The 14,821-nt window shown below is 40.6% G+C and carries 26 protein-coding genes; 3 read left to right on the top strand and 23 right to left on the bottom strand.

Annotated elements, in window-relative coordinates:
• Positions 1 to 3 precede the first annotated feature (3 nt).
• From AC58DT_RS03955 to AC58DT_RS03845, 23 genes are all read right to left on the bottom strand, one after another.
• Entirely contained in the window at positions 4 to 816 is an 813-nt protein-coding gene (locus AC58DT_RS03955) for an HNH endonuclease signature motif containing protein (protein WP_497215516.1), read from the bottom strand.
• Positions 809 to 2,605 (bottom strand): ParB/RepB/Spo0J family partition protein, encoded by a 1,797-nt coding sequence (locus AC58DT_RS03950; RefSeq protein WP_497215515.1) that lies wholly within the window; start codon positions 2,603 to 2,605, stop codon positions 809 to 811. The genes AC58DT_RS03955 and AC58DT_RS03950 overlap by 8 nt, the downstream gene beginning before the upstream one ends.
• 29 nt (positions 2,606 to 2,634) lie before the next feature.
• Entirely contained in the window at positions 2,635 to 2,859 is a 225-nt protein-coding gene (locus tag AC58DT_RS03945; protein WP_497215514.1) for a hypothetical protein, read from the bottom strand.
• Entirely contained in the window at positions 2,856 to 3,248 is a 393-nt protein-coding gene (locus tag AC58DT_RS03940; RefSeq protein WP_497215513.1) for a putative endonuclease domain-containing protein, read from the bottom strand. The genes AC58DT_RS03945 and AC58DT_RS03940 overlap by 4 nt, the downstream gene beginning before the upstream one ends.
• A gap of 35 nt (positions 3,249 to 3,283) precedes the next feature.
• Positions 3,284 to 3,460 (bottom strand): hypothetical protein, encoded by a 177-nt coding sequence (locus tag AC58DT_RS03935; protein ID WP_497215512.1) that lies wholly within the window; start codon positions 3,458 to 3,460, stop codon positions 3,284 to 3,286.
• Positions 3,457 to 4,083, bottom strand: coding sequence for a hypothetical protein (locus tag AC58DT_RS03930; RefSeq protein ID WP_497215511.1), 627 nt, complete (start codon positions 4,081 to 4,083; stop codon positions 3,457 to 3,459). Before AC58DT_RS03930 ends, AC58DT_RS03935 begins: the two co-directional genes overlap by 4 nt.
• A gap of 22 nt (positions 4,084 to 4,105) precedes the next feature.
• Entirely contained in the window at positions 4,106 to 4,816 is a 711-nt protein-coding gene (locus AC58DT_RS03925; protein ID WP_497215510.1) for a DUF6291 domain-containing protein, read from the bottom strand.
• 10 nt (positions 4,817 to 4,826) lie between these two features.
• Positions 4,827 to 6,500: a DEAD/DEAH box helicase gene (locus AC58DT_RS03920; RefSeq protein WP_497215509.1), complete on the bottom strand. Its 1,674-nt coding sequence runs from the start codon at positions 6,498 to 6,500 to the stop codon at positions 4,827 to 4,829.
• Positions 6,501 to 6,506: 6 nt separating this feature from the next.
• A complete protein-coding gene (locus AC58DT_RS03915; protein WP_497215508.1) occupies positions 6,507 to 6,743 on the bottom strand; it encodes a hypothetical protein in 237 nt (78 codons plus the stop codon).
• Between the two features lie 276 nt (positions 6,744 to 7,019).
• Positions 7,020 to 7,460, bottom strand: coding sequence for a hypothetical protein (locus AC58DT_RS03910; protein ID WP_497215507.1), 441 nt, complete (start codon positions 7,458 to 7,460; stop codon positions 7,020 to 7,022).
• Between the two features lie 5 nt (positions 7,461 to 7,465).
• Positions 7,466 to 7,621: a hypothetical protein gene (locus AC58DT_RS03905; RefSeq protein ID WP_497215506.1), complete on the bottom strand. Its 156-nt coding sequence runs from the start codon at positions 7,619 to 7,621 to the stop codon at positions 7,466 to 7,468.
• 1 nt (position 7,622) lies between these two features.
• Positions 7,623 to 7,874 (bottom strand): hypothetical protein, encoded by a 252-nt coding sequence (locus AC58DT_RS03900; protein ID WP_497215505.1) that lies wholly within the window; start codon positions 7,872 to 7,874, stop codon positions 7,623 to 7,625.
• Complete coding sequence (locus AC58DT_RS03895) at positions 7,871 to 8,044, bottom strand: hypothetical protein (RefSeq protein ID WP_497215504.1); 174 nt, start codon at positions 8,042 to 8,044, stop codon at positions 7,871 to 7,873. The genes AC58DT_RS03900 and AC58DT_RS03895 overlap by 4 nt, the downstream gene beginning before the upstream one ends.
• 38 nt (positions 8,045 to 8,082) lie before the next feature.
• Positions 8,083 to 8,403, bottom strand: a complete 321-nt coding sequence (locus AC58DT_RS03890) for a hypothetical protein (RefSeq protein ID WP_497215503.1) — start codon at positions 8,401 to 8,403, stop codon at positions 8,083 to 8,085.
• A 73-nt stretch (positions 8,404 to 8,476) separates the two neighbouring features.
• Positions 8,477 to 9,127 carry a PD-(D/E)XK nuclease-like domain-containing protein gene (locus AC58DT_RS03885; RefSeq protein ID WP_497215502.1) on the bottom strand — a complete coding sequence of 217 codons (651 nt, stop codon included), beginning with the start codon at positions 9,125 to 9,127 and terminating at the stop codon, positions 8,477 to 8,479.
• Positions 9,127 to 10,326 (bottom strand): hypothetical protein, encoded by a 1,200-nt coding sequence (locus AC58DT_RS03880; RefSeq protein ID WP_497215501.1) that lies wholly within the window; start codon positions 10,324 to 10,326, stop codon positions 9,127 to 9,129. The genes AC58DT_RS03885 and AC58DT_RS03880 overlap by 1 nt, the downstream gene beginning before the upstream one ends.
• A 16-nt stretch (positions 10,327 to 10,342) precedes the next feature.
• A complete protein-coding gene (locus tag AC58DT_RS03875; protein ID WP_497215500.1) occupies positions 10,343 to 11,131 on the bottom strand; it encodes a recombinase RecT in 789 nt (262 codons plus the stop codon).
• Between the two features lie 136 nt (positions 11,132 to 11,267).
• Positions 11,268 to 11,492 carry a hypothetical protein gene (locus AC58DT_RS03870; RefSeq protein WP_497215498.1) on the bottom strand — a complete coding sequence of 75 codons (225 nt, stop codon included), beginning with the start codon at positions 11,490 to 11,492 and terminating at the stop codon, positions 11,268 to 11,270.
• Between the two features lie 109 nt (positions 11,493 to 11,601).
• Complete coding sequence (locus AC58DT_RS03865) at positions 11,602 to 11,724, bottom strand: hypothetical protein (protein WP_497215497.1); 123 nt, start codon at positions 11,722 to 11,724, stop codon at positions 11,602 to 11,604.
• 22 nt (positions 11,725 to 11,746) lie between these two features.
• The gene (locus AC58DT_RS03860; RefSeq protein WP_497215496.1) at positions 11,747 to 11,989 is read right to left on the bottom strand and encodes a hypothetical protein; all 243 of its coding nucleotides are present in this window, start codon (positions 11,987 to 11,989) and stop codon (positions 11,747 to 11,749) included.
• Complete coding sequence (locus AC58DT_RS03855) at positions 11,989 to 12,339, bottom strand: hypothetical protein (RefSeq protein ID WP_497215495.1); 351 nt, start codon at positions 12,337 to 12,339, stop codon at positions 11,989 to 11,991. The genes AC58DT_RS03860 and AC58DT_RS03855 overlap by 1 nt, the downstream gene beginning before the upstream one ends.
• Before the next feature lie 24 nt (positions 12,340 to 12,363).
• Complete coding sequence (locus tag AC58DT_RS03850; protein ID WP_497215494.1) at positions 12,364 to 12,675, bottom strand: hypothetical protein; 312 nt, start codon at positions 12,673 to 12,675, stop codon at positions 12,364 to 12,366.
• Positions 12,675 to 13,013 (bottom strand): response regulator transcription factor, encoded by a 339-nt coding sequence (locus tag AC58DT_RS03845; protein ID WP_497215493.1) that lies wholly within the window; start codon positions 13,011 to 13,013, stop codon positions 12,675 to 12,677. The genes AC58DT_RS03850 and AC58DT_RS03845 overlap by 1 nt, the downstream gene beginning before the upstream one ends.
• Positions 13,014 to 13,165: 152 nt before the next feature.
• Between AC58DT_RS03845 and AC58DT_RS03840 the strand changes: the two genes are divergently transcribed.
• The 3 genes from AC58DT_RS03840 (at position 13,166) to AC58DT_RS03830 (ending at position 14,810) form a co-directional block, all read left to right on the top strand.
• On the top strand, positions 13,166 to 13,903 hold the full coding sequence (locus AC58DT_RS03840) for an XRE family transcriptional regulator (RefSeq protein WP_497215492.1): 738 nt from the start codon (positions 13,166 to 13,168) through the stop codon (positions 13,901 to 13,903).
• Positions 13,900 to 14,349 (top strand): hypothetical protein, encoded by a 450-nt coding sequence (locus tag AC58DT_RS03835; protein ID WP_497215491.1) that lies wholly within the window; start codon positions 13,900 to 13,902, stop codon positions 14,347 to 14,349. Before AC58DT_RS03840 ends, AC58DT_RS03835 begins: the two co-directional genes overlap by 4 nt.
• Positions 14,350 to 14,645: 296 nt before the next feature.
• The gene (locus AC58DT_RS03830; RefSeq protein ID WP_497215489.1) at positions 14,646 to 14,810 is read left to right on the top strand and encodes a Lacal_2735 family protein; all 165 of its coding nucleotides are present in this window, start codon (positions 14,646 to 14,648) and stop codon (positions 14,808 to 14,810) included.
• The last annotated feature ends 11 nt before the right edge of the window (positions 14,811 to 14,821 follow it).

Below are 14,821 nucleotides of genomic sequence, written 5' to 3'. Positions count from 1 at the left end.
TTTTTATTTAGTTCCATTATGTTGCTCATGGTCTCTTATTTTTCGTTCAAGTTTTTTTGTTAATCTAATATTGGTTTTCAATTCTTCAGGGTAGTTATGGATCGAGTTGCGTCTCATATTCTCGGCATTGTCGATCATCTCAAGATTATTGAGCTCGCAGTTCAATGTGTCACCATCCTTGAAGACAATGTTCATTCCCTCGGGAATAGGACCGTTGGCCTCTTCCCAAAGATGTCTGTGCAGCTGGACCCATTCCCCTTTGGAAATTCTTATATATTTATAAGGTTTTCCTCCATTTCTGTCAGAATGTTCGTGTCTTATGGTAATATCACCATCACTCAGGGTGTTTGCCGGGAGATGGCCCTTTTGGAACCAGGTATGTTTTACTTTTTCACGAGTGGCCGCATCCATTTTCTTTCCCTTGTTAGGGGGTATACTTCCCTTTTTTAATTGACTGTCCAGTTTCCTCTGCTCAATTATCTCCCTCGGGATCTTTAGCTGGAGCTGTCTTATCCTGGTCCGGAGAACCGTTTGCGATACACCAATCTTTTTTGCCAGTGGTTTGACGGGAATATCCAAAAGATGTTCTTTCAGCATCTCATCCTGCTCTGGGGTCATTATGGATCGCCCTTTCAATTTTTCAGCCTTCCATTTGTGCCAAACTGATTTAGGAACCTCAAGTCCATTAATTCTCATAATGCGGTATACGACCGATTTACTTACGCCGAAATTCTCAGCAATTTTGGTTCCTGACATTGAAAGATAATTATCCTTAACATATTCGGTGAGCTCGTCTGTAATTACTTTTTTAGGCATCTTTTTTGGCTTTTTTGGCAGCGGGCTTTTGATTGATCTTTGCCTCTATATATTCAAAAGATTTTTTAAATTCATCCGGAGACATTTTCTCAATATCTGCTAACCTCATTGTAATCCCACCTCTTTTTATTTCCTTCACCCTATCATCGATCTCGAACCCGAGCTCGACAAATTTCTCCAACCTTGTCTCCAAGTTATCCTCACGATCACCCTCTCCCCTTAGTTCCTTCAGCTTGGCATTGGTTCGGGCAATACGTTTTTCAGCAATCGCGGTCTGGGCATCTACAATTGCTTTCACAGATTGGGGCATCTGTGCACTAATTATCTCAAAATAGAATCTGGATTTGGTGCATTTTTCAAAGTTGGGCTCATGCATCGAGGTGAGCTTATCTTTAATTGCCATCCTTACAAGTCTGTTTATTTTAAGATCTTCGAAATTGGCATTCTTGTAGAATTCAAATTCCTTGGTGTCATTGTAGGAATCCGGAGAGTTTACCAGCTTATTATATTCTCGAACGGAAGAGTAATCGGGAACTTCCTTTTTAAAAAGATACCAAAGGGCTTTCGATTCAAGTTCCGTAAGCGGTTCATCACTCAAGGGATATTCATCGTAAAGCTTTTTGTCCTCTTTGATAGCCTGAAAAACTTTCACATTGTCGAGCTCGAGTGCGCGTTTTGCCCGCTCTTCGATTTTCTTTATTTGATCTTGGACAGTTGGTTCACTGGCCATTGCATTCCCTCCTTTCCTGTCATAGAGATTCACGTTTACCATTTTACCAGCACTACTTCCTGAAACATAGAATAGCTTTTGGCCTGTAATCTTTCCAAGCTCTCCAGAGGTTTCTCGAAAATCGTCATATTGCCTCAGCACTGTGAGCTTATATTGACCGATCAAATCTTTAATAAATCCTTCGGGTGCATTATAGCCACGTCCAAACAAAACATCCTCACCGTTTTCAATTATACGGGCAATGGTCTTGGTGATGTGCGCCTCCATTTTCTGGTCGTAGCATCCCGTATCGAAACAACGGTTAGTCTCTTCAATATCGGCAAAGAGTGTAGGATTCGCGCCTGCACGTTTGGGGCAGACTTCACAGGCAGTGGCACACTTTAGAAGGTTTTCATCCCTGGTATCAAACGGAGCTTCATCAAGATCATAAGTATCATTTTCAATTTGATCTCTCAATTCATTCACAGTTCCATATCCAGGATTCCAACCATTCAAGCTGCTTTCATAAATATCTTTTTGATCCTTCTGACCCAATCGTGCAATATGAATAGCATGCCCAATTCCAAGCTTCCCCTCATAGAAATCCTTTTTAATTTCGTCGATAAGGTCCACAAACTTTAGGCGCTGCGCAATGAACGTCTCGGGCTTTGCAAATTTGGCGGCGATGTCAGCTATTTGGTATTTTCCGCTGTCAAGCATTTTCTTGAATGCATCTGCCTCCTCTAATGGATGTACATCCTTCCTCTCCAGGTTCTCGATGATCTGCATTTCAAATGCCTCATCATCTGATAGATCTCGAATATTGGCGGGAATATCTTTAATTCCTGCCATCAACGACGCCCTGTACCTACGCTCACCGCATACAAGTTCATACTTTGCCTGTTTTGGCCCATTCTCCCCATTCTCAAGGGGTCGAATGAGAATGGGTTGCAGCACTCCTTTTTCTTTTACGCTATTGGATAGCTCCTTAAGGGATTGCTCATCAAAGGTTTTTCTTGGGTTCGTAGTTGATGCAATGATTTCTTTCAGTTGCACCACTTTCAATTCTTGTTTGCTCATAGTTTTAAAATTTGATTATTGATTAATTTTTATAATTTCATTCTCAATGGTATCGCCTGTATCTCTGCAGACGGTGGTTTTTGTTGCTGGAGCTCTTCTTCAAACTCCTCGGTTCTTGTCTCATCAGCTGAGATGGCCACACGAGTTATGTAACAGTGGATCTTTATTCCGCTCTGTGTTTTTCCCTCCCATACCCTGCAGGGGATGCCGTTGAACTCAATGATCTTTTTGGTGCTCTCAATGGTTACTTTCATAATCTGTTTTTTATGGTTCTAAAATCTTTTGTGAAGTCGGTAAAATTCTTGGCCGTATATCGAAGGACGGTCCAACCATCCAGCTGGGCAAGATTGTATTTTTCACAATCCTTCGTGTAACCAACCAAAGTGGTATGTCCGGACTTGGAGCTGTTGAGTCCTTCATATTCTATAGCCAGTTTGATGCTCGGTATGGCCACATCAAACCTAAACATACGGACCTCGTGAAACCTGTGCTCGTTAACATACCCTATGCCAATAAGCTTGAGATGGTTCTTGATGAACTGCAGACCTTTCGGGTCCGAGCTCGGTATCTTCACCGCTTTTTTCTGCGGTGGTAATTTTGTACCAGTGATGCGTTCTACATCACCTTTTTTCCATTTTACCATTTTACCGTGGTATCGGGTGCCACTCGGGCGAAATATTAGTCTTTATAACCTATGGTCTTAACCGTGTCAGCTGAGCACAATAACAATGCTCCAGTCTCTTTGAAATTCTGATCAATTACGCGAACTTTTAATTTGGGATTGCGATCCTGTTCATGCCAATACACATATCCCTTTTTTCCTGATTTTGTAAGTACGATAGCGGCTTTGTTCATTTTATTGCTTTTTTAAATGTTTCAAAATCGATTAAATACTTCTTGAGATAATTACAGGCCACGATGCTACGGCAAGTATTCTCTACGGAACCAACCACCGAAGAAACATTGAACCGGTTCGTGTTTTTTTTCTTTTGAAGCTTAACGGTTTGTATTCTGAACAACCTTATCAAAACCTCCTTCCGAATTGATAACTTCGGTTTTATTTCATCGTAAAGAAGCCAGGCAGAATCCGAATAACGCTCCATAACCAATTCATCGTAAACCATTTTTAAGAAAATCTCGTGGGTTTCTTTTTTTTCATTCTCCGAGACATTTCGTTCCGGAAGGGATTTTAGTCCCTCTTTGGCCAGCTGGTATTTGTTATTGCTGCGCTTCCATCTCAGGTATGCGGATAATACAATCCCAGTGGTATTATTACTCAATTCCGGAAGAATGTTTATGCCATTGCCTTTCTCATCCAATAACTCACGGCTCATGGCCATTTTGAAAGCCAAATAAACTTCACCGGGTCTGAGTCTATTGAATCTGGAAGTGCTTATAAACAAAAGCCAGTCCTTGGCCATCTCGTTGTTCTTTTCACGGACTTGCAACAAACGAAAAAGATCATCGGCCATCTTCATTTTTTTATCCGCTGAGCATTTTTCAATACTCTCCTGGGATATTTCCATTCTCAATATCGTCGGTAAGCTCTCGAACGAGCTTCTCGGTATTGACCTTTGCAGGTTTATACCCCTGAGCGAAACCATTTCCGTTTTTGTTGTGATCTGATTTTCCATTGTTGATTAACTTTTCGTTTCTTTTCTCTATCCAAATCCTTGTGTAGGATCGTAGCCGAGGTAAAAGTTGGGCCTCATCAAATTCTATTTTACCCTGCGCTATCTCCAAATCCATTTTATCGTTGAAGCTGTTTTCAAAATCGGCCCAGTTTTTTATTTCTTTTTTGTTCTGCATCAAAAAAGCTTCAAATTTTGAAGGAGATTTATTTTTTAAAAAACTTAAAGCCCGCCCATTTTTTTCTCCCTCGGTAGAGGGAACATTATCATTATCATTTACATTATCATTATCATTTACATTAGGTTCGCTTTTGGTTTTGTTTTGGTTCGCTTTTGGTTTTTTTACAACTTTTTTTCTACCCCCTTTTTTACCGTTTTCATAACGCTTATTGTTAGCGTCCAGTTGAGGTTTAATCAGCGTAAATATTGCCTTTGGCAGTCCTTCCAGAGCAACCTCATTAAAGTTTAGCGAATACTCGAAAATTGCAGAGTAAACCTCCCCTTGAATTTTTGGATCGAGCTCTTTTATAGCTTCATAAAAGCTTCGATAAAAAACCATGCTATCTCTCTTTTCTTCCATCTTAATAAACCTATTTTTTCGTAAAAAGGCTGACCACATTATCGACAAAACTCATTTCCATTTGGTCAGTAGCTCCAGTTATGGTATTACCCACATGCCGTTTCTCCTGAATCATTTTATATAGATCTTCGTCAATTGTTTTATCGCCTAAGAAATATGTACACATCACATTGTTCTTTTGACCAATACGATGGGCCCGATCCTCTGCCTGCACACAATCTGCATACGTCCAGGGATATTCAATAAATGCGACACGCGATGAAGCTGTGAGCGTGATTCCTACCCCTGCAGCTTTTATGTTGCAGACGATCAATTTCACATTAGGATTTTTCTGGAATGCATCAATATTTTTCTGCTTGAGTTCAGTGGAATCACGCCCCGTAACCGTTACCGCCTGGGGAAATTCCTTTAGCATTTCATCGACGATAGCGTGAAGTGAGCAAAAGACAATCAACTTCTCTCCGGACTCGATCACCTCCTGCACGAATTCCTTCACTTCATTAAGCTTACCCAGGGCAGATATTCTCTTGAGCTCACCCATCTTAACCATTATCTCACCACGCATCTTACGAGCGATCTCCATATCGGTACAGCCCTTTTCCTCAAGGAATGCCACAAAATCATTCTTGGCCTTGTTGTATTCTTTTCGTGTAGTGATATCGCACAGAATAGTCTGCCTTTGCTTTTCTGGAAGATCTTTGGCCACTTCCTTTTTTTCCCTCCGGAAGAAACAGTTCTCCTGAAGCTTGAAGTTGAGCTCACGTAGATTTGAGGCACCGGAACCACCTGCACAATATCTTTCCTTAAAAATCTTGGCGCTCTTCAGTGTTCCTATGATACCAAGTTGCGGCAATAGGTCAATCGGTTTATTGATCACCGGCGTACCAGTCAACCCGATCCTCCATTTCTTTCCCTGACAAATGCGCAATGTAATCTTTGCTTGTTGGGTTGATGGCGATTTGCATCTATGGATCTCATCAATGATCACGGATTTAAATAAATCGATTCGGGGATCCATTTCAATGTCCGTGCTTTTGTTAAGCTGTCCCTTTGGGGGCATACGCTTCACAAAATATTTTTTCAAAGACTCATAATTGGTGATGAAGATATCATTCATTCCGAGCTCGTGGAACCTGTGCCATGTCGTCTTGGTTTTTGTGTCCAGGACCATTGCTTTTTTACCCGTCCACATTTCCCACTCCCTAGCCCAGTTTATCTTCGTTGACGCAGGGCATATAACCAAACAGGGCCAAACATCCTCCTGAAGGTATTTGCTGGCCACGTAGAGGGTGGCTAGGCTCTGGAGTGTTTTACCAAGACCCTGCTCATCACCGTTAATGAACCTTTTGAAATGGAGACCTTGAGCTATTCCCTGCAGCTGATATGGACGTGGTTTGTAACCGTTCTCTCGGTTTACAATATCGATCTCGAAATCCAGGTCCTTCATCGGTGAAGGCGTACCAAATTGCTGTGGTGCCTGTGGCTGGAAAACTGTCCACTCAGCCCTGCATTTCTGCTTTATCTCCTTTAGATCATCTTTATACCTTCCTGGTACCACATAGATCTTTCGGGTCCAATCAAAACGTGAGCCGTCCAGTTTTTTTATGAGATTGGACTGGTAGTTCCGGAACCTTCCGAAATCTATTGTCACGTGGAATTCTGTGGGGTGCTCAACTATCTGCATTGCTCGCTATTGAATTTTTATTATTGCATCTGAATATCTTGCAAAATCAGGACTGTAGCCTCTATACTCTGTATTGTCAGAAAATGAAAGTATTTCACCACTTTTAAGATTGTCAACTAATAGCCAGTTTCCTCCAAATTTTTGCATTAGCATTATCTGAACATCTCTTGATGAACTGCCTTCAGGAAATGGCACTAACGCTTTTTCAGTAGTGCCGTACTTCGCATATATATTAATTCTCATAATTTAAAATTTTGAATTATTCGTAATAGGATATTACAGCCTTGTGTGTCTCGTCAAACTGGTCAAAGAAGAACGATATGTTCACGATCGCAAAGTCGTACTTCATCCATTCCGTAATTGCTCGCTGGCAATCCTCGCGTTTCTTGCATGTTATTACTGAAGTTTTCATAATGCCTCGGTTTCGATTTCCTCCTCATTTTCCTCGCCGAACATCTCCAGTTGTGCCTTAGGGGCAGACTTGCCCTGCATATACTGCAGCACTTCGGATTTAAGTTCCTAAATTGCTTCTTTTAATTCTGTGACAAATTTGTATTCGTCATCAAATAGAGAAGTTCCTGGTGTGGAAAATGAAATTTCTTTATAAGTCTCCAGCCTCTTAGCGCCCTGCAGATAAACAATCTCATCCCCATCTTTCTCTACAACAGAAAACTGAAAAACACGGTACTTAAAAAATGTAGGGTTTGGTGATAGTTCCTCATCCATCAAGTGTGTGTCAGGATCCTGAATTGCCATTTCGATTACATCAGGATTTGTGATCTCCTCCGAGATGAAACAGAAATGTGGAATAAGCTTTCTGAAGCATTGTCTCAGATCCTCATGGATGGGTGCATCACTTGATGTTTTGATGAGATTTTTTACATCAACATCGGTCTGTTCGAACTCGTATGAAAGGAATAGACTTCCCTTGATTGCGGCTTTTTTGATTACTATTTGCATAATTATTATTTATTGGTTGTACGTTGAGTTTTTAAAATCTTAAGAAGATTGGTAGCTACGGTAAAAGCTACAGGACTTTGCCAGCTTTTGGGTGTTCGTATTCCAAAACCTCCCTGATTTTTTCTTCTAGCTTTTTTTGCCAGTGTGTGCTTTCTTTTCATCTTAAACTGATTTAATTGATTTTGCGATTATGTTGTTATAGTTCCTTCCGAGCTGGCTCGTCTTACCATTGAAGCGAATCTTTATTTCAGCTCTTTGGCCTTCCTGAAATCCATCAATAGCTTCTGTGAGTTTGCCTTGGAATTCTACAAATAATCTGTTGTGTCTTCCCATTTGCAGGGTTACGACCTTTTTTTCTCGGCCGTTATTGTTCTCTGTTGTAATTTTTTCGATAGTGCCTTGTACTGCTATCATTTTTTAGGTTTGTTTTTTACTAAGAAATATCGAATGGTATGCAGGGTATCCCTGCGAATTATCTTTCCCTCGTTTGCCAACTCCTCAAAAAGTTCGAGAAGCTCCACAGGATGGAAACCACAATGGCCACCACTAACCTGATCCTTCTTGTGAACCAGGAAGAGCATCACTTTTTTTAATTTTTCTCTTTCTTCCGGAGTGTATCTCATCAGGAATTTGAATTAAATGCTGACATTTCTGCCTTTGCTTTGCTGATCACGGTTCTGCACCAATCCAATTGATGAGTGCAGGATCTGTTTACTCTGTCGGCCCAATTGACCAAATAGTTCTCATCGTAACACAGCGCATCCACAAACTTATTCGCGGTGGATGCGGGGAGCTGTGTCACTTTTTTCAGGTTATCGACTACCTCACTGGATAGTTTTCTGTCCCTGTGTATTTTGGCATCAGCCAATAATTTTCCAGTCCGGGCCATATGCACAGCCAATTGGTTTCCCCGGTACTGTGCTTCGTTGGCATCCTCGGACATCTCGACCTCGAGATCGGATTGGATTGTTTTTAATTCTTCTTTGATTTGCTCGTATGTTGCTATAATTGTCATATCAATTTGTTACGAAAAGCGACCACCATTTAAAGGCCAGTTCACTGTATTTCTTTACTCCCTGTTCAAATAATTCATCACCACGCCTAACCGGAACCTTGAAAACTTTAAAGTTCTTTTTGCTTATCCCGATTACTACATCCTTGTTACTGCCGGCAATGTTCATGTACCACGCGCGCTGACGATCATAATCGAAAAATCTCACAGCCTCCTCAAATTGTTTCTGGGTTGTGGCCGTTGTGCTTTTGATGTCTCCACCGTATCCCATTCGACCAGACCACAGATCCCACTTGCACCGAGTATCCAGTTCAAAATCCACTCCTTCGAAATGGAAGCTTTGCCTTTTGGTCATTACGGTCTGACAGTCGGAAACCTTTAGCATACTAGCTGAGAGTTCATCTTTCAAAAATGATTTTTTCATCGCCTGAGCTACCTCGAAATCATCTGAATCGTATGGGATACCATCTACAGTGTACTGATAAAAATCCACCTTGTGTGGTTCTGTGATTATAGCATCGACCAAAGTCCCAAACTTGTAAGCCTTCTCCTTGTCTACCTGCAGGCGCTCGGGTTGATAAAATTCCTTGATCCAGCTGAGGTCAGAATTTGAAACCTCAGCGCGATCAAAGTATGGATCAGAATTATAGTTCATTACTTGCGGTTTACGGCTTTATACACTGCTTCGTACTTCAAGTACTTGGAAGAGATCATCTCGCCATCCTTGTGGGCCGCACGTTCGCAAAAGGACTTCATCTGCCCAATTGATTTCTTTTCGATTTCCTCAATAGTTGATTTTGCCCCCTCACGTTCGAACCAGAACTGGAAGATCTCCACAGCTCCTGCCTGGTGCAGGATGTTAATTTTGTATCCGGAACGAGTTTCTGGTCCTTTATCATCGAAGAGCTCCAAATTATCCATTATTGCGTCTGCCTTCTCTCCCTCTGCTTGAAGTTTAAGTTCCTCCTCCCGTTTGCGTTGTGCTTCGTTTGCTTCAGCTTCACGCTTTGCTTTTTCCTCAGCCTCACGATTCTTCCGTGCTTCTTCCAATGCTTTCTTTTCCTCGGCATTGGCCGCTGCTATACGCTGCAGTTCATTTTTGAGGCTGGGAAGTTTCTCGATCAATTCCTTTATGTAAGCAGTTAGTTCACCTTCAACCACCGCTGCAATTAATTCAAAATCTTTGGTAGCCATTACTTGATCAAATAATTTCGCCACTTCTGCAACGACTATGAATTTGGTCTCGATAGATGGTTTGAAATCAATAAAGTGTGCCTTATGGTAAACAGGCTGTAATTCTTTCAGCGCTTTAGCTTTTGCTTCAAAGTTCTCCAACGTTATCTCATTGAAGGTTTTCTGAAGTGCGTCCTTTCGGCTCTCAATGTGCTTTTGAACGTAGGCTGAAAGCTGTGTTTCGATTGAGGTTTTAACATCTACCCGCTCCTTTTCCTGATTGAGTTTCAGTTCCTGCTCCAATCTTTTCTTTTCCTTTTCGGCCTCAATCTGCTTCACGTATTGGTTCCTGTGATTTTGGATAACAAATGGTACGGTACCATCCTTTCGGATATCAAGTTCATTCTCGGTTGCTGTGAACTCCTTTTTAATCTGGTCGAAAAGCTGTGTTATCGGTTTGCGGGCTTCTTCCATCTCCTTTTTTGCGTTCCGGCAATTCACTAAATATTTATTGCAGCGCGTATCAAGTTCAGGATTGAGTCCCCCGGCTTCATTGATTGCCTGGAGAATATTTCTTCCAACAGTCAAGGCCTTTTCGGAACGTTCTTTATTTATGTTTAGGACTTCAGCACCATTCTGGGCGATATCCTGTATCTGTGATGTTGTGATTAATTCTGACATAATAGATGTTTAATGATTAAAATGCATCGTCATCGACTGATGAAGTAGCGGATTGATTTTCTGGGACCTCCTCAAAATCGGAGTAGTTGTCTTCTGGTTTGGAGGTTGATGCCTGTAGATTTTCTACTTCATCCGGATCCGCATCGATCTCTATTTCGGTAAAGGTTTCAATCTCTGCAGGAATGCTTCCGGTAGCCCAACATTTTTCCTTGGCGGCGTGCTTGATGACCTTAGTACGAAGGAAGGCCGCATTTGGCTGACCATTCTCGTTCCAATTCTCACCATTGGCCATAGGTGATTTCTTTCTCCAGGCCTCCCAATCGGATTTTCTGTAGATGAAAAAGCGATCTGTACCCTTATCATCAACTACGAACCGCACATATGCCGCAATCATAGTCTCGGAAGCAAATTTTTCGATATGCTTTGTAACCCTACCATTTTCCACCTCGAATAAATCGCCCTGGTAAACGATCCTTGTCTGTTCGGCAAACTTTACTTGTCGGGTTCTTTGGAGACGTCTCACGTGCGCTCCTGCCTGTCTCCATAAATGGGCTTTACCTTTAATAGGAAGTAGATAAACCTCATTGTCCTCGGGATCCAGACTGTATCCGTTCACTGCAGCAGTTACAAAACAGGCATAAAGACTGAATGGGTCTGCTTTTTTCAGCGCATCGTTGCTGGCAATCTGTTGATTGAAGTGTACCAATTGTCTATGGTACATAAGTTCGCCACTATCGCTGGCATTGCATTTGTTGTAGTTCTCAACGAACTTTTCCCTTACAAAATCCAGTGATGCGATCTGCATCGGGGGCGTCTGCTGAAGGGTCTGTAAAATTTCATTTTTGCTCATGTTTTGAAATTTGAATGATTAATAATTATTTGTTGTATTTTTGCTTTGCTCAACCCCGCAAGGGTGTTTTAAAATTTGAATAGCCGTCCTTTTATGGGCGGTTTTTCTTTTTAAGGTGTGCGGGTTTTTTTCCTCTTTGACCCGTCACCAAGATTTTTCCATATCGCTGAATCCTTTTTTCCTGAGGTGAAGGTTCGGGAGTTTTAATTGAGGAGATCTCCCGAACCTCCAGACCCTGAAATATTTCAAGTGCCTCAGAAAGATGCCTCCGCAGACATCTATATTCTTCAAGTGGTATTTCTATTTTTTCTGCCATATTTTTTCAGTTATTACATAAACCGCTGTGAGGTATCCAATCGCCAGCGTAGCAATATGTAGGTAGGTTTGTATCATCTTGATTTGGGTTTAGGGTTTAGGGTTTTGTGTTACGTTATTTCCTCCTTTTCGGCTACTTCTATACGGTGCCAATGGATAAATTGCTCGAGTATCTGCTTTTGGTCCCAATTGAGGTCTTCCCATCTCTTTCCATCTACGAGCAATCGGCCCATATGGAAGGTCACTCTATAAAATTCATTCGTGTTCATCGTCGTTGATAGTCTCGTTAATAATTTCAATTTCTCCATTGCAAGAGTAGTGTATCATATCCCAAATGAATCGGATCACCATCTTCCTGTGTTCATATTTGCTCAACATTTCCTGATAGAAATTGGCAATTTCTTCATCAGTTTGGATAGCTTCATATCTCTCTATATCATCCCATAAATGGAAGTTTGCCAATGGGTTTCCAACAGTTATTTTTCTTAAATTTCCCATCACTCTACAATTATGGATTCCTTTATTTTGCTCTCGAGCATATCGTATTCCGCATCGGTCATTGGAATTTCCACTCCGTCTTCATCTCTTACCCATATGCCTGTTGTGTAGATTTCAGTATCGATGATCTCAAAGCTCCCGGGATAATCATGAGTGCTTTTTTCTGTCATCCCTAGTGCATGGACATCGGCAGAATATTGTACCGCCAACTTCTCGCCTTCGTATACCAACCTTTCTTCAGTTTTTGCGAACCCACGATCGCCATCCCAATCCATTGAAACTCGTGTGGGCTTCAATCCAGTGATGATCTTTGTTAGTGGCGTTTTATCAATTTGTTCTACTGTGCTCATAGTTTTAAAATTTGAATTATTGTCTTACTTAATCAATAGAGTCTCCTGAAGCTCATCAATTGCCTCAGACGCCTTTAACATTATATCACGGCAGCTTGCCATTGCTATTTCAACCAGTGCCACGATAGCCCGTGAATTGTCCTCGGTAAGGGTATTCGACCTAAATACCACGTTACGGATCGTAGATGTTCCCACACCTGTTTGAATTGACACATCTGCCCGATCGTCCTTGTCGGTATATTGGCGCAAATAGTTCGACAGCTTCTCGCTGATCGGATTTCCAAACTGTTCATCCTTAAGGATTTTTTCAACAGTGATTTTTTCTTGTGTTTCCATTAATCTTTGTTTTTACGACCCGATTTAACTGTACGGGTAACTCTTGCCCCACTGGTTCTGGCTGGCCTTCTCAACTCCATAGTCTCGATATTGACTATGATATGGAATTGGATCAGCAGACAAACCAGGGCTGTGAAATATTGGCGGGGATTGTCAATCCGAAGTATGAATTTGCGTGCTATATCAACCGCATTCCTACAATCCCACTTTTTACGAATATTATATGTGTGTGCATTTACTGTTTTTGGGCTCACGAACAATTTGCTAGCAATTTCCTTTTCAGTATTTCCCAAAGTCAGAAGTTCGGCAACTCGATATTCTTGATTTGATAATTCCATAGGGTAAATGCCTTAATTTTGGTTTGATACTATTGTTGTATTGTGGTTTTTGCGTTACTTTGTTGTAACTTGATTACAAATATACGCAAGATTATTTCATATACGCAACTTTATATGAAATTATTTTACGTGTTGCGTCAAAATATTTCATAATGAACCGAATTAAAGATCTTCGAAATAAGAAAGGAGAAAGCCAGTCAGACCTTGCAAATGCTATAGGTGTTAGTTTGAGAACAATTCAAAACTATGAAGCAGGAAGTGTTGATGTACCTTATAAAAATTTAGAAAAAATTGCGCAACATTATGACGTAACTTCTGCATATGTTTTCGGAGGGGTCTATGAAGAGTTGGAAAAGAAAGGTCTAATTAAGGACTATGATATTAATGATCCTTTGGAGGTTTTTAAAACAAAAGCGGGTTCAATATATGAAGAACTGCCTAGCGGGAAATTTAAAATTACCGTGCCATTGGTTCCAATTAAGGCTGAAGCATCCTACATAAGCCACTATTCAGATGCCGATTATGTATCAGACCTCACCCACGTAACTTTTATCGTTGATCAGGTCGGTAAGGGCAGTTATCGTGCATTTGAAATAAAGAATGATTCCATGAATGACGGCACCATTGAAAATGCCATTCCACAAGGAGCATATGTATTGGGTCGTGAACTGGGACGGCAGCACTGGAAATCAAAGATTAGATTTAAACAGCATCCCTATTGGATCATTGTGCATCAGGATTCCATTATTTGCAAGCAGATTATTGATCATGATGTTGAAAAAGGAACCGTTATATGCCATAGCATTAACGAATCTCCTGAATATTCAGATTTCGAAATCAACTTGGACGAAGTCCATCAATTGTATAACATTTTAAAAAGACAGATATGAAGAAAATTACACTGGCAATACTCTTGATCATCGGTATCAATTGCAATGCGCAATTGGAAATAGTGAAAACTGAAAAACCGGTTGAAATTGGAAAGGTCACCAACCTGGGTCAATTAGCTATTGAATGCGAAAGATATGGAGAACAGTATGTGTTTACATATCAAGATGTGAAGTTTCAACAATTAACCGATTATAAATCATTTACCTTAAAGAATGAACAATCCTTCAATGATCTATATGAACTGATTACATCTAATTGGGACAATCCTCCGGAGGAAGATATCATGATTAAATTGGACGAAGGCTATCTATGGGTAAGATTTGTAAAGGCCATAGGTGTTACTAATGTAGCTTTTGCTCACTCAGTGGATGAAAATGCTGATATTTTAGGAATCTCAACATGGTTAACCAAAAGAAGGGTTGACAAGCTTTTCGGAAAAAAATAATAGTGCACAGAATCGTACACAGAATTTAGTAATAATCATTTTTAATTTGTTTGCACATAATTCAAAATCAATCTGTTAGAAGTTAGAATGTTTGAATAGGAGAATCCCTCTTTCTCCGCTAAAAGCCCGTAAACACTACGTTTACGGGCTTTTTTTAATCTAGAAGACTTTCTTTCCTCTTAAATTGCAAGTAACATTAGTGCAACTTTTTGTTTAATAAACAGATAAATTACTTAAACGTTTTGTAATTTCACCTATTCGTAAATCGAGTTAACTATTCTATCAAAAACAATAATATGCTTGGACTATTCAAAAGGAAAACCGAAAAAGAAAAATTAGAGAAAGAGTATCAAAAACTTCAGAAAGAATCTTTCAAGCTCTCGAGCGTGAACCGAAAATTGATTGACCAAAAAGCATTTGAAGCTGAAGAAGTGTTGAAAAAGCTTGAGAAGTTGCACTAAACCAAAATGTT

The organism is Aequorivita sp. CRS11 (assembly GCF_059693805.1).
Note: the sequence above shows the minus strand (reverse complement) of the source record. Positions and strands in the feature narration are given on the sequence as shown.